Annotated in this window: 11 protein-coding genes; 7 read left to right on the top strand and 4 right to left on the bottom strand. The window is 57.6% G+C overall.

Annotated features, from left to right (window positions below; translation table 11 throughout):
- The first annotated feature begins 26 nt into the window (after nt 1-26).
- The 3 genes from topA to AU11_RS03640 all read left to right on the top strand — a co-directional run bounded on the left by topA (nt 27) and on the right by AU11_RS03640 (nt 3,742).
- Complete coding sequence (gene topA / locus AU11_RS03650; protein WP_043318076.1) at nt 27-2,771, top strand: type I DNA topoisomerase; 2,745 nt, start codon at nt 27-29, stop codon at nt 2,769-2,771.
- 82 nt (nt 2,772-2,853) lie between these two features.
- The gene (locus AU11_RS03645) at nt 2,854-3,393 is read left to right on the top strand and encodes a DUF6586 family protein (protein ID WP_043316499.1); all 540 of its coding nucleotides are present in this window, start codon (nt 2,854-2,856) and stop codon (nt 3,391-3,393) included.
- A gap of 94 nt (nt 3,394-3,487) precedes the next feature.
- Nucleotides 3,488-3,742 carry a hypothetical protein gene (locus AU11_RS03640; protein WP_043316497.1) on the top strand — a complete coding sequence of 85 codons (255 nt, stop codon included), beginning with the start codon at nt 3,488-3,490 and terminating at the stop codon, nt 3,740-3,742.
- A gap of 152 nt (nt 3,743-3,894) precedes the next feature.
- On the opposite strand, the gene lexA is transcribed toward AU11_RS03640, so the two are convergent.
- Nucleotides 3,895-4,503 carry a transcriptional repressor LexA gene (lexA, locus tag AU11_RS03635; protein ID WP_043316495.1) on the bottom strand — a complete coding sequence of 203 codons (609 nt, stop codon included), beginning with the start codon at nt 4,501-4,503 and terminating at the stop codon, nt 3,895-3,897.
- Nucleotides 4,504-4,672: 169 nt separating this feature from the next.
- Complete coding sequence (locus AU11_RS03630) at nt 4,673-5,005, bottom strand: DUF6763 family protein (RefSeq protein WP_051686919.1); 333 nt, start codon at nt 5,003-5,005, stop codon at nt 4,673-4,675.
- Between the two features lie 242 nt (nt 5,006-5,247).
- On the opposite strand from AU11_RS03630, the gene AU11_RS03625 reads away from it, so the two are divergent.
- From AU11_RS03625 to AU11_RS03610, 4 genes are all read left to right on the top strand, one after another.
- On the top strand, nt 5,248-5,943 hold the full coding sequence (locus AU11_RS03625; RefSeq protein WP_043316494.1) for a TetR/AcrR family transcriptional regulator: 696 nt from the start codon (nt 5,248-5,250) through the stop codon (nt 5,941-5,943).
- 21 nt (nt 5,944-5,964) lie between these two features.
- Nucleotides 5,965-6,978, top strand: coding sequence for a beta-N-acetylhexosaminidase (nagZ, locus tag AU11_RS03620; protein ID WP_043316493.1), 1,014 nt, complete (start codon nt 5,965-5,967; stop codon nt 6,976-6,978).
- Nucleotides 6,979-7,044: 66 nt separating this feature from the next.
- Complete coding sequence (locus tag AU11_RS03615; protein WP_051686918.1) at nt 7,045-8,187, top strand: mechanosensitive ion channel family protein; 1,143 nt, start codon at nt 7,045-7,047, stop codon at nt 8,185-8,187.
- A gap of 354 nt (nt 8,188-8,541) precedes the next feature.
- Nucleotides 8,542-8,757 carry a cold-shock protein gene (locus tag AU11_RS03610; RefSeq protein ID WP_043316491.1) on the top strand — a complete coding sequence of 72 codons (216 nt, stop codon included), beginning with the start codon at nt 8,542-8,544 and terminating at the stop codon, nt 8,755-8,757.
- 153 nt (nt 8,758-8,910) lie between these two features.
- Here the strand turns inward: AU11_RS03610 and AU11_RS03605 are convergent, their stop codons facing one another.
- Nucleotides 8,911-9,894: a CsiV family protein gene (locus tag AU11_RS03605; RefSeq protein WP_043316488.1), complete on the bottom strand. Its 984-nt coding sequence runs from the start codon at nt 9,892-9,894 to the stop codon at nt 8,911-8,913.
- Between the two features lie 129 nt (nt 9,895-10,023).
- Nucleotides 10,024-13,509, bottom strand: coding sequence for a transcription-repair coupling factor (gene mfd / locus AU11_RS03600; RefSeq protein ID WP_051686917.1), 3,486 nt, complete (start codon nt 13,507-13,509; stop codon nt 10,024-10,026).
- Between the last annotated feature and the right edge of the window lie 49 nt (nt 13,510-13,558).

The raw sequence follows: 13,558 nt of genomic DNA, 5'->3' as shown, positions 1-13,558 counted from the left end.
AATTTTCTATTAAAAATCAAAAGCTTATGGGTAAATCACTGGTCATCGTCGAGTCGCCGGCGAAGGCAAAAACGATCAACAAGTATCTCGGAAAGGACTTTGTGGTGAAGTCCAGTATCGGTCATATCCGGGATCTTCCTACCGGTGCATCGGCGAAACAGGCCGTGGATCCCAAAGAGCGCGCGCGCCGGGCAGCGGAAACCCGCAAGCTATCGCCGGAAGCGAAAGAGATCTACAAGCGCAAGAAAAGCCGTGAGCAGCTGATCAAGCGCATGGGTATCGACCCGGACCACAACTGGGAAGCCCACTACGAAATTCTTCCTGGAAAAGAAAAGGTGGTGGACGAGCTGCGTAAGCTGGCCGCCAATGCCGACCACGTCTATCTCGCAACGGACTTGGACCGCGAGGGAGAGGCCATCGCCTGGCACTTGCGGGAAGCCATTGGTGGTGATGAGCAGCGCTACCGACGCGTGGTGTTTAACGAAATCACCAAGTCCGCGATCCAGGAAGCATTCGAAGATCCGGGCCCTCTGGATATCGACCGAGTCAATGCGCAGCAGGCGCGCCGGTTCCTAGACCGTATCGTGGGCTACATGGTTTCTCCGTTGCTGTGGGAAAAAGTCGCCCGTGGTCTTTCTGCCGGTCGCGTGCAGTCCGTAGCGGTAAAACTGGTGGTGGAGCGCGAGCGTGAAATCCGCGCGTTTATCCCCGAGGAGTACTGGACTCTGTTTGCGGATACGCAAACCGCCAAATCAGACGCCCTGCGCCTGGAAGTGAAAAAACAGGCTGGTGAAGCGTTCAAGCCCACCAACCAAGAACAGGCCATGGCAGCGCTGAAGGCGCTGCAGTCCAGCGATTTCACCGTAAGTGCACGGGACGACAAACCCACCAGCTCAAAGCCCAGTGCACCTTTTATTACTTCCACGCTGCAGCAGGCCGCGAGTAATCGCCTCAGTTTCAGCGTGAAGAAAACCATGATGATGGCCCAGCGACTCTATGAGGCGGGTTACATCACCTATATGCGTACCGACTCCACAAACCTGAGTGCCGAAGCCGTGGCTTCCGTGCGCGAATTTATCGGCGAGAATTACGGCGAGAAGTACCTGCCAGAAAACCCCAACCGCTACAGCAGCAAAGAAGGGGCTCAGGAGGCGCACGAAGCGATCCGGCCATCTGATGTGCGGGTCAAGCCGAACATGCTGTCGGGCATGGAGCGCGATGCTGAGCGCCTGTATACCCTGATCTGGCAGCAGTTTGTGGCCTGTCAGATGACTCCCGCACAATTTACCTCCACCTCTGTGGTGGTTACTGCCGGTGATTTTGAGCTGCGCACCCGTGGCCGCGTCATCCGGTTCGACGGTTTCCTGAAGGTCGCGCCCGCGCAGAGCAAGAAAGACGAAGATCTGGTGCTGCCGGACATCAAGGTCGGTGAAAAGCTGAATCTGAAAAAGCTGGATCCGAAACAGCATTTCACCAAGCCGCCGGCGCGTTTCAGTGAGGCGGCACTGGTAAAAGAGCTTGAAAAACGTGGTATCGGCCGTCCGTCCACCTACGCATCCATTATTTCCACCATCCAGGACCGCGGCTACGTGCGCCTGGAGAACCGTCGTTTTTACGCGGAGAAAATGGGCGATATCGTCACAGATCGATTGAGTGAAAGCTTTACTGATCTGATGGATTACGGTTTTACCGCCAGCCTGGAAGAGTCATTGGATACGGTGGCGGAGGGTAAGAAAGGCTGGAAAGACCTGCTGAATGAATTCTATTCCGACTTCAGCAAGCGGCTCGAGAAAGCTCAGGATAAAGAGGGCGGCATGCGTCGCAACTCGCCAACGGACACGGATATCGAGTGCAGTAAATGCGGTCGCCACATGCAGATTCGCACTGGCTCCACCGGCGTCTTCCTCGGCTGTTCCGGTTATGCGCTGCCGCCCAAAGAGCGCTGTACCAACACCATGAACCTGGTGTCCGGTGAAGAAGCGGTTGATGCGGAGAAAGACGAAGATGCGGAAACCCGCCAGCTGCGGGATAAGCGCCGCTGTCCCAAGTGCGGCACCGCCATGGATAACTACCTGGTGGACGAGCATCGCAAGCTGCATATCTGTGGTAATAACCCGGATTGCAGTGGATTTGAAGTGGAGAAGGGCACCTTCAAGATCAAGGGTTATGACGGCCCGGTGATCGAGTGCGACAAGTGCGGGTCGGACATGCAGCTGAAATCCGGCCGCTTCGGCAAGTACTTCGGGTGTACTAACGAGAGTTGCAAGAACACCCGCAAACTCCTGAAGAGTGGTCAGCCAGCACCGCCGAAAATGGATCCGGTACCCATGCCGGAACTGGCCTGCGAGAAAGTTGAGGATACCTATATACTCCGCGACGGCGCATCCGGCTTGTTCCTGGCCGCCAGCCAGTTCCCGAAAAATCGCGAGACCCGCGCTCCGCTGGTCAAGGAGCTGTTGCCACATAAGGATGAGATCGATCCGAAGTACAGCTTCCTGTTCTCGGCGCCTACCGAAGACAACGAAGGTCGTGACACCGTTGTGCGCTTCAGCCGCAAGACGCAGGAGCAGTACGTCCAGAGTGAAGAAGAGGGCAAGGCAACGGGCTGGAAGGCGTTCTATCGCGATGGTAAGTGGCAGGTAGATGCCCCGGCGAAAAAAGCTCCGGCCAAGAAAAAGGCTGCCGCTAAAAAGGCACCGGCCAAGAAAGCTGCAGCCAAAAAAGCGCCGGCGAAGAAAAAGGCAGTAGCCAAAAAATCCCCGGCCAAGTGATTGGCCGGGAGGCCGCTATCCGTCATCCCGGCGCATGCCGGGATCCAGAAAATCTGGGAGAAAGACTAGGGGGTAATGCAGTTTGAGTAATCCCTACACCGGTACCGTGGCGTCGGCGTTACGCAAGGCACAGCTGCTGCTGCAGTCCAGTGCCGAAGTGGACGATACGCCTCTCCTGGAAGCTTCCCTGCTGGAGGCCGCGGTTCTGCAATTGTGGCGGGGATACCGGGGGTTTCTGGCGGAGCAGGGGTATCAGATGCAGCTGGGGTTCGCCGCAGGTGCCGAGCCGCAAACGGCTCAAGCGCTGGCAAACCTGGTGGCCCAGCGGGGCAAATTCAGCGGCGAGGCCAGTGAACTGGTCAATCTCGCTGAAAACCCGGACAGCTGGTTTGCAGGCCTCTTTGCCGCCTGGCACAAGTTATGGGTGTTGAGCGCCTCCGGGTCCTCGGGTCATGCACAATCCACCACGTCGGTGGGCGTTCAATCGATGATTCCCGTGCGTCAGCTGGATTCTGCTGAGGTCGCACCAGAGCAGCCTCTGACCCGGGAGCGGGTCCAACAGTGGCACCGGAGCCTGTCCGAGTTGATTCAGCGCCAGCGGGCACACAGTCAGGAGTGGTGAGCGTCTGTCGCGAAACCTATCACCTGCGGCCCGCTGATTAATCAGGCGCCGCTGTGTTACACTGCTCCAAATCACGCGGTTACTGGAGAAGTGAATGTCTACCGAGACTTACGAAATCATTGAGTTGTCCAATGGTGATGTGGCGCTGCGACGCGCTGGTCACAAAGGGGAACCGCTGGTACGTATTCATTTCTCGGACGAGAGCCAGCACTTTCTGCGGGAACACAAGGTGGCGGTAGCCCGCGCCATGCTTGAGGCTGGTATCGAAGCGGTACAGGACATCAATGAGATGGAGCCGGAGCCGTTCGAGGAAGAAGACGTGGATCTGACCGAGCACACCATTCACTGATCATTCTGTGGTTAATTCGCAGACATAAAAAACAGGGCTAAAGCCCTGTTTTTTATATTCGAAATACGAGACACGGAATGTTTGGCGATTTGTCCACTCGGCGAATGCCGGGATCCAGAAAACCTGAGGGCTCGCCGCTTACACCGCCAACATCAGATAGGATTCTGTCGAATCACACCCACCGCCAGACCCTCAATGGCAAAGCTGCGATCCCGCATATCAACTTCAATCACATCAAAGTCCTGGTTCTCCGGCAGCAGTTGCACCGTCGCCTGATTGCCGCGTCGCTTGAAGCGTTTTACCGTCACTTCGTCCTCGATGCGCGCGACCACAATCTGCCCGTTGCGGATATTGTCGGTGCGCTGTACCGCCAGTAAATCCCCGTCAAGAATACCGGCATCTTTCATGCTCATACCATGTACCCGCAGCAGGTAATCCGCCGGTGGGTGGAAAAACTCGGCGGGAATCTCGCAATACTCTTCGATATTTTCTTCCGCCAGAATCGGGTTGCCGGCGGCCACGCGGCCAACGATAGGCAGGCCGCTGTTGTAATCGGGAATACGGATACCGCGGGATGCGCCGGCGATCATTTCGATTGCGCCTTTACGCGCCAGCGCTTTGAGGTGCTCCTCCGCCGCATTGGGAGAGCGGAAGCCCAGCTCCTGGGCAATTTCGGCTCGGGTGGGCGGGTAGCCGGTGTCATCCAGATAGGATTTGATCAATTCCAGTACCTGAGCCTGGCGTGCGGTGAGGTTTGTCATGAGCGCCTTCCTGTTGTCTGTATTTTTATACAGTTGCTGTGATTATATACAGATTTCAGGGGCGCGCAATCAAGTGCCGATTATCCGAAGATTTGGAATCTGTGCCGACGGAGCACACGGTGCTTTGCACAAGTGCCGTACTGTGGTTGCCAGTTATGGCCGGAGTCGGTCAGAACCCCTCGTCGGTACCGGGAAAGGATTCACCCTCCAGGCGATCGATTGCACTCTGTGCAGGGGAGAAAATCGGACTGCGGTAGCCGGCGTCTTCCTCGTCCTGCATTTCATCCGCAACGGTGCCGTACCCGGCGTTTGGATCTTCCGGCGCGGCTGCGCCGATGACCGGCATCCCAGGCCAGTTCTGGAAATCGATTTCATCCAGGCTCCCGTCGACATACTGGATTTCTATGGTGCGCGCGGGGTGGTCTACGGCAACCACTTCGAAGAGGTCGCCTGTGTCGAAATTTTCAAACCAATTGCCAATTTCCGGAGCGATTCGTGCCATGGCATGCTCCTCCTCTATTACTGTTGTGATGTGTCCGCCTTCGGTTCCTTCCCGGCGCTTTCAGAGCCGATATACCCGTTCTAATGTGCCGGTTGCGGGCTTGGTACTTTGGCGGCGCACTCTGTACTGGGGCTTTCTGCGAGGGGCAACGCAATAGCGCAGGTTTCATCGCTGGCGGTATATGCTAGTCTCCGGGTAAAACGAGCGTTTTAATTGTTGGTTTGAATTGGTGTGAAATCGGCATGAGTCAGACAGACACGGTCCATCGTATTCTGGACGCCGCGGAAGTTCTGTTCGCAGAGCGAGGCTTCACGGAGACCTCGCTGCGTACCATCACGAGTACTGCCGGGGTGAACCTGGCGGCGGTGAATTACCATTTTGGTTCTAAAAAAGAGTTGATTCAGGCGGTTTTCGAGCGCTTTCTTACACCTTTTACGGAAATTCTGAATCGCGAGCTGACCCGGCGGGGCGCGGCCAGCGAACCTTTACAGCTGGATGACCTCCTGCAGAGCCTCTACCGCGTTGCTTTGGCCGGTCTTGCCAGTCAGGGGCGCGACCCCAAGCGCTTTATGCGCTTGCTCGGGCTGGCTTACACCCAATCTCAGGGCCATCTGCGGCGATTTATCGTCTCTCGCTACGGTGACAGCTACCGGCGTTTCGCGGGGCAGCTGGCGGCGGCCCTGCCCCATGTCGATCCAGTGACCTTTTATTGGCGTCTTTACTTTATGCTCGGCGCCACAGTGTTTTCTCTTTCGAGCTTTGACGCCATTGAAGCTATCCTTCGGGAAGATTTTGGCGCCGAGAGTAGCTTGGAAGAAACCCTGGCGCGCCTGGCGCCGGCCGCAGTGGCCATGCTGACCGCGCCAATGCCAGGAGTGGGGTCGGGACAGGTTCCGGGGGCTAGTGCGCCGAGGGGCAGTACCGGCGACAACCGTTAATTCATCTTGGAGTTCATGCCGATGTCTAAGCCGATTGGCCCGGTAATGATTGATGTGGAGGGGCACTCCCTCACCGACGAAGACCGCGCGTTGTTGCAGCACCCCCATGTCGGTGGATTGATTTTTTTCGCGCGCAATTTTGAAAGCCGTCCGCAGCTGGAGGCGCTGATTGAAGAAATTCGCGCTGTGCGCCCTGAAATCCTGTTGGCGGTGGATCAGGAGGGTGGGCGAGTGCAGCGCTTCCGCGATTCGTTTACCCGTATCCCGTCTATGCAGGCGCTGAGCGCGCGCGCCGACAAGCAGCAGTTGCAAGATGTGGGCTGGCTGCTGGCCGCGGAGTTACTGGCGGTTGGCATCGATTTCAGTTTTGCACCGGTACTGGATGCGGACGATGACTTCTGTCGCATTGTTGGCGACCGCAGTTTTGCGCAGGACCCACTGCGACTGGCGGAGAAAGCCCGCCCTTTTATGGCGGGGATGCACGACGCCGGCATGGCGACTACCGGCAAGCACTTCCCGGGGCATGGGCAGGTGCTGGAAGATAGCCATGAAGAACTGCCGGTGGATCAGCGCTCCCTGGAAGAGGTTCTGGCTACCGATTGCACGCCTTTTAGCGAGTGTATTGCTGCCGGCGAGCTGGAGGCGGTAATGCCCGCACATATTCGCTTTGCCCGGGTGGATGAAAATCCGGTGGGCTTTTCGCGCTTCTGGTTACAGGAGATCCTGCGCAAACGTCTCAAGTTTGATGGTGTGATTTTCAGCGACGATCTGACCATGGAGGGGGCTGGCGCCGCCGGCGGCTACCGGGAGCGAATTCACGCGGCTATGGCTGCGGGGTGTGACATGGGCGTTGTGTGTAACAATCGCGCCGGTGCAAAAGAGGTATTGGAAGCGCTGGAGGGTTTTACGCCAGATCCTGCATCCAGTCAGCGACTGGAGCGCATGCGTGGCCGTGCGAAAATTCAATCCTGGGAGGTGTTGGAGGCTAGTCCGCGCTGGCAGGAAACCCGTCAGTGGCTGGCCTCCTGGATGTAAATACCGCTCAATCTTTGATAAAAACACAGCGCGTGTTAGTGAGCACAGCAATAAAGTCAGTAGCCAATGGAGTTGTTTGTGGAGTCAGTTATAGCGTTTTTGCGCTCCCTGGTGGGGGATGACCGCTTCTGGATTGCCGAAGTATTCGTCATCGTATTAATTACGGCAACCGCATCGTGGATTCTTGGAATTTTTGTCAACCGGCTGCGGGAGCGCGCCGAGCGCACCGTCAACCCGTGGGATGATGCGTTGGTCAATTCGATCAATCCGCCCGCGTCGATTCTGGTCTGGTTGTTGGGGCTCACGTTCGCCGCCGCCCGTGCCGGTGATGCCACCGGCGCCGAGCTCCTGCTCTGGCTCGAAGGTAAGCCGCGGGCCATCGGGTTTGTCGTGGTGGTTACCTGGTTTGCGCTGCGATTTGCAAAAGAAGTCGAGCAGAACATGGCGGACCCACGCTATACACGCAAACCCATCGATACCACCACGGTACGTGCGATTGGCAAGTTGGTTCGCGCTTCTATTCTGATTACCGCGGCAATGGTTGTCATGGAGCGGCTGGGCTACAACCTCAGCGGTATTCTGGCGATGGGGGGCATCGGCGGCCTCGCGATCGGCTTTGCGGCGAAAGATTTGCTGGCGAATTTCTTCGGTGGTTTGATGATCTATCTGGATCGACCATTCAAAGTGGGAGACTGGGTGCGCTCACCAGAAAAGGAAATCGAGGGCACAGTGGAAGATATCGGCTGGCGCCTCACACGTATTCGCACTTTCGACAAGCGTCCGCTCTACATACCCAATGGGGTGTTTACCCAGATATCGGTAGAAAACCCATCCCGAATGCTGAATCGTCGAATTTACGAAACGATTGGTATTCGTTATGACGACGCACAGAAAATGGCGCCCATCGTTAAAGAGGTGCGCACCATGCTCGAGAATCATCCTGAGATCGATACCAATCAGACCTTGATCGTAAACTTCAATTCGTTTGCGCCTTCGTCCCTGGATTTCTTTATTTACACATTTACCAAGACCACCGACTGGGTGCGCTATCACGAAATCAAGCAGGATGTATTGCTGAAGATTCTGAAGATTGTCGAGGATCAGGGCGCTTCCTGTGCCTTCCCGACATCGACTCTGCATATTGCCGACATTCCCGAGCTGGCCTTGAGCGATCGGCGTGCGGAACCGTCGAGCCCCGTCGGTGCCTGACTTGCGCAAAACCATGGTTGCGCAAGGAAAGACAGGATTGTGCGTCTGGTCTGAATCGGGATTTGGGGCGAAAGAGCATGAAATGTCAAAAAGTGTGGCACTTTCGTTACCAAATTGGTGATATGTTGCGCATTGTGCATGGGAAGTAACATTAATTTCACGTGCAAACCTAGACACTGGCGCAGTTTTATCTAAGAATCGGTAACGACCTGCTCGCGATGTCGAGCAGGTGCTTCGAGACAGTGGCCGGCCTTGCGATATTGGAGTTTTATATCGGGTACGGTCACCGCAATTGGGGTAGGCGAGTCGCCCGCAACCGGGGCGAACGCAATAACAATAAATGAGGTTGGCTTAATGAGTGATCGCGTTACGGGTACCGTGAAGTGGTTTAACAATGCCCGGGGTTATGGCTTTATCACCAGCTCGGAAGGTTCGGAAGATATTTTTGTTCACTACCGCAGCATCCGCGGCGACGGCTACAAGACCCTGAATGAAGGGCAGGCGGTAGAGTTTGAAATGCAGCAGGGTGACAAGGGCCTGCTGGCAGAAGACGTGGTTCCCTGCGAGTAAATCGCAACCTCGTTCAGGTTGGCTTCTGGTGGCGCACCGATGCTGCGCCGCTGACACCGGCCCAAAATAAAAAGCCCACAGGGTAGCAGACTGATACTGCTATTCCGTGGGCTTTTTTGTGCGCTGGTGCCGCGCGAACAGCGCGGCGTGCCATTAATCGGTGAGACCGGCTGGCTCGATATCGTCTTCAGCGGATGGTGTCACCGTGCGCACTTCAATCAATACCCCGAGTTTGGGGTGGTCGATGTAATGCAGCTCGCCACTGCGCAGTCGGCGTTCTTCCTGCAATACCGCTACACGCTTTGCGATTTTTTCCAGCGAGCGGGTTGTGGCGCTCATGGCATCGATTTCGCCATCCTCGCCATGGAATACGGCGCGGTCCGCGCTGGTGCTGAAGCCGCCACTATCTGTGCGGCTGTTGCTGTTCGCTACGGTGCCCTGGCCGGCCGCTGATGTCAGCCCCATGGGTTCGTCGCCCGGCATGTGTACCTGTCGCGCGACAGGCGCACGTGGGCGCGTGGGTACCGCGATACCAGCTGGAGCGCTTTCATCACCCGATGGGAAGCTCCTCTGCGCTGCAGGACTCCACTGGCCGCTATTTTCTGATTGATCTGCCCATTCGCTCAACCACAGATCCGTACTCAGGTGCAGATACCGGGAAACGCTGAGTTTGACGCTGCCTGCCAACTGGTGGTGATCGCCATTGACTTCCCCGCCATCGATCAGAACCGACGGCGCATTGCGCTCGGTTTGCAGCACCTGGCGCCAGGTCTTGTGAAACAGCACCTGGTAAGCTGGGTCACGGCGCAGGGCCGCCGCTTTGTTGTTCAGCTGATTGGCGGCAGGCTGCAGGGCTGGCACCATGGGGTCAGCGGAGGAAGGTGTATTGAAATCGACCCACTTGCTGTCATAGCTGAGCGTAGGGTTGGTTGGCCAGGTTTCCCGGGAGGCGTTCATGCCCTGGGTGCGGCTGAATACCACCATTTCGATTTCAAATTGGGTCCCCGCATAGCCTGCTGCCTGCGCACCGTTCGCACCCAGTGTGAGGCTGGCAGCCAGGCAAGTCGCCGCCACTGCGGCGCCCGTTTTGATGGATTGGGTCAGTCGCTCGGCGACCAAGGTCTTGAAAGTGGTCATTATCACTACCGCGTTTGTTCTAAACCGCTTTTTGGGCTTGCCAGGGATGTACCTGCCAGGGCTCGATGCCCTGGCGAATAATTCATCCATGTTAGCACCCTTTGGCGGCGGGATCTGCCGCCGGTACCGTTATTGCGACAGCTGTTGCAGCACATCGTTGACTTGTTGCAGACGTTGTTCCGGCCCGCTCTCATCGAGTACGAAATTCAGCTGGTTGGCGCCTTGCAGGCGATAGGTCGTCGGGCGTGTCTGCACCAGTTTTACCAGTGTCAGTGGGTCAACATTGGCATTGTCGGCAAACTCGATGCGCCCGCCGGTGGCGGACGCCTCCAGTTTGCGGATGCCCATCTTGTTGGCGTTCAGCTTGATCTCGGTGATGCGGAACAGGTGCTTTACTGGCTCCGGCAGCAGCCCAAAGCGATCGATCATCTCTACCTGCAGCTCCTTCAGGGCGTCCTTGTTTTCGGCATTGGCAATGCGCTTGTACATGATCAGACGGCTGTGTACGTCCGGTAGATAGTCTTCCGGGATGAGGGCAGGCACGCGCAGGTTAACGTCCACGGCGGGTGATTCCAGCGGCTCATCGATATTCGGGGTGCGCCCTTCACGGATGGCCTTCACCGCATGGTCAAGCATTTCCATATACAGGTTGAAACCGACACTCTGGATCTGGCCGCTCTGTTCTTCGCCCAGCAGCTCGCCGGCACCGCGGATCTCCAGATCGTGGGTGGCCAGGGTAAAGCCGGCGCCCAGATCCTGCGCCTCGCTGATGGCCTCCAGCCGTTTCACCGCATCGCCGGTCATGGCGCGCTTGTTGGGGGTCAGCAGGTAGGCATAGGCCTGGTGATGAGAGCGGCCCACCCGGCCGCGCAGCTGGTGCAACTGGGCCAGGCCAAACTTGTCCGCGCGCTCGATCAGGATGGTGTTGGCGGTGGGGATGTCGATCCCGGTTTCAATGATGGTGGTGCACACCAACACATTGAAACGCTTGTGGTAGAAGTCGCTCATCACCTGCTCCAGCTCGCGCTCGCGCATCTGGCCGTGACCGATGCCAATGCGCGCCTCGGGTACCAGTTCCTGAAGCTCCCGCGCGATACGTTCGATACTCTTCACTTCGTTGTGCAGGAAATACACCTGGCCGCCGCGGAGGATTTCCCGCAGGATCGCCTCCTTGATCAGGGCGTCGTCGCGCTCGCGCACAAAGGTCTTCACCGACAGCCGTCGCGCCGGCGGCGTGGCGATCACGGAGAGATCACGGATACCGGCCATGGCCATATTCAGAGTACGTGGGATTGGCGTGGCGGTGAGGTTGAGGATGTCGACCTCCGAGCGCAGGCTCTTCAGTTTTTCCTTTTGGCGCACACCAAACCGGTGTTCTTCGTCGATGATCAGCAGGCCCAGATTTTTGAACTTGAGATCGCTCTGCAGTAGTTTGTGCGTGCCGACCAGAATATCCACCTTGCCGTCTGCCACGCGCTCCTTGATGGCTTCCACTTCTTTGTTGCTGCGGAAGCGGGAAATCACCTCGATAGTCACTGGCCAGTCGGCGAAGCGGTCTTGCAGGGACTGGAAATGCTGTTGCGCGAGCAGGGTTGTCGGCACCAGCATGGCCACTTGTTTTCCCCCGTGCGCGGCGACAAAAGCCGCGCGCATGGCAACTTCGGTTTTACCGAAGCCCACATCGCCACACACCAGGCGGTCCATGGGTTTGTCGGAAAGCATGTCGCCGACCACTGCTTCAATGGCCAGCTGCTGGTCCGGGGTTTCCTCAAATGGGAAGCCGGAGGCGAATTCGCGATACGCCATGCCTGGGTCGCCAAAGGCGTGGCCCACGCGGGCCTCCCGGCGGGCATAAATATCCAGCAACTCGGCGGCGGCGTCGCGCACTTTTTCCGCAGCCTTGCGCTTGGCTTTCTGCCAGGTTTCGCTACCCAGTTTGTGCAGCGGCGCCAGTTCTTCGTCGGCACCGGAGTAGCGGCTGATCAGGTGCAGGCTGGCGACCGGCACATACAGCTTGGCGCCATCTCCATACTCGAGTGTCAGAAATTCTGCCTGCTGGCCGTCAATATCCAGGCTTTGCAGTCCTTTATAGCGGCCCACGCCGTGATCGATATGAACCACCGGTGCACCGATACGTAGTTCCGCCAGATTCTTGACCGCGTTGTCGGCGTCTTCCTTGGCCTTGCGGCGTCGGCGCTGCTGCAGCACCCGGTCGCCGAACAGCTGTGGTTCTGCAATCAGGTTCAGGTCCGGGTCGTCCAGTACCATGCCTTGATCGATCGGTGACACGGTGATCGCATACGGATCGTCGCTGTCGAGGAAGTCCTGCCAGCAATATATGGTTTTCGGTTTCAGTCGAATACCGCTTAGCAGCTCCAGCAGGGCTTCGCGGCGACCACCGCTTTCCGCACAGAACAGCACGCGGCCTTTGTATTCCATTAAATAGGCTTCGAGCGCTTTCAGCGGTTGCTCGGACTTTCCGTCCACCGGCAGGCTCGGGGGTTGGGTGGTGGCGAAGTTGTAGGTGCCTTCCGCCTCCGGCAGCGTTTCATTGGAGAAAAAGGCGCGCGGCAGGCTTTTCAGTGCGCCGTAGAATTCGTCGATATTCAGAAGTACCTGGCGCGGCTCCAGTATCGGCCGGGTCAGATCACCACGGCGGCTCTGGTAGCGGTTTTCCGCTTCCCGCCAGAAGGATTCCACCGGCTGTTGCAGATCGCCCTGGATAAATACCTGGCTGTTGTCCGGGAGGTAATCGAACAGGCTCGCGCACTTGTCAAAAAACAGCGGCAGATAATATTCGATCCCCGCCGGGGCAATTCCGGCGCTGATGTCCTGATAAATAGAGACCGGGCCCGGGTCGCAATCAAACTGGCCGTGCCAGCGCTCGAGGAATTTTGCCAGCGCCGGTTTGTGCATGGGGAATTCACGCGCGGGCAGCAGATGGATCTGCTCGACCTTGTCGACGGTACGCTGGTCCTCGGGATCGAAGGTGCGAAGAGACTCGATTTCGTCATCAAACAGGTCGATACGGTAGGGCAGGTTGCTGCCCATGGGGAAGATATCCATCAGTGAGCCGCGCACCGCAAACTCCCCGTGTTCGTATACGGTGTCGACGCAGTGGTAGCCCGCCTGTTCGAGTAATTTGCGCTGGGCATTGAGGTCAAACTTCTGCCCCTCGCTGAGAATCAGTGCGTTGCCGGCCACGTAATCCTTCGGCGCCAGTCGGTGGAGCAGGGTACTGATTGGCACAATAACGATACCGCTGCCCATTTGGGGCAACTGATACAGGGTGGCCAGCCGGTCCGAGATAATATCCTGGTGTGGGGAGAAGGTGTCGTAGGGGAGGATTTCCCAGTCCGGGAACTGGAAAATTTTCAGCTCGCCGTTGCGGCCGCCGGCATCGCTATCTCGCCGCGGCTTGTTAAAAAATTTCAGCTGCACCTCAAGTTGATGCGCTTCCTGGCTGTTGCGCGCGATCAGCAGAGTGGGTGCGGTGCTGGCGCGCGCGGCATTCAGGATCGCGAGTGCGGCGCCTGCGCCGTGCAGCTGACCCCAGAATTGTCGGTCATTCTGGCTGCGAAATGCGGGTGGGGACAAAGGGGGGAACTGACTCATCTTTCCTTATAATTCCGTGCTTTCTGACCAGTGCCGGCCGGGGAGGAGG

Origin of the sequence: Microbulbifer sp. HZ11 (assembly GCF_000708675.1) — a bacterium.
Classification (GTDB): Bacteria; Pseudomonadota; Gammaproteobacteria; order Pseudomonadales; family Cellvibrionaceae; genus Microbulbifer.
This window is presented reverse-complemented; position numbering and strand designations above follow the sequence as displayed.

Bases quoted from the DNA above. Each gene is read 5' to 3' on its own strand.
- AU11_RS03630 (WP_051686919.1), bottom strand. From the start codon at position 5,005: ATGGCACGAATCGCTCCGGAAATTGGCAATTGGTTTGAAAATTTCGAC.
- AU11_RS03615 (WP_051686918.1), top strand. From the start codon at position 7,045: ATGGAGTTGTTTGTGGAGTCAGTTATAGCGTTTTTGCGCTCCCTGGTG.
- AU11_RS03625 (WP_043316494.1), top strand. From the start codon at position 5,248: ATGAGTCAGACAGACACGGTCCATCGTATTCTGGACGCCGCGGAAGTT.
- mfd (WP_051686917.1), bottom strand. From the start codon at position 13,509: ATGAGTCAGTTCCCCCCTTTGTCCCCACCCGCATTTCGCAGCCAGAAT.
- AU11_RS03610 (WP_043316491.1), top strand. From the start codon at position 8,542: ATGAGTGATCGCGTTACGGGTACCGTGAAGTGGTTTAACAATGCCCGG.
- nagZ (WP_043316493.1), top strand. From the start codon at position 5,965: ATGTCTAAGCCGATTGGCCCGGTAATGATTGATGTGGAGGGGCACTCC.
- AU11_RS03640 (WP_043316497.1), top strand. From the start codon at position 3,488: ATGTCTACCGAGACTTACGAAATCATTGAGTTGTCCAATGGTGATGTG.
- lexA (WP_043316495.1), bottom strand. From the start codon at position 4,503: ATGACAAACCTCACCGCACGCCAGGCTCAGGTACTGGAATTGATCAAA.
- AU11_RS03605 (WP_043316488.1), bottom strand. From the start codon at position 9,894: ATGACCACTTTCAAGACCTTGGTCGCCGAGCGACTGACCCAATCCATC.
- topA (WP_043318076.1), top strand. From the start codon at position 27: ATGGGTAAATCACTGGTCATCGTCGAGTCGCCGGCGAAGGCAAAAACG.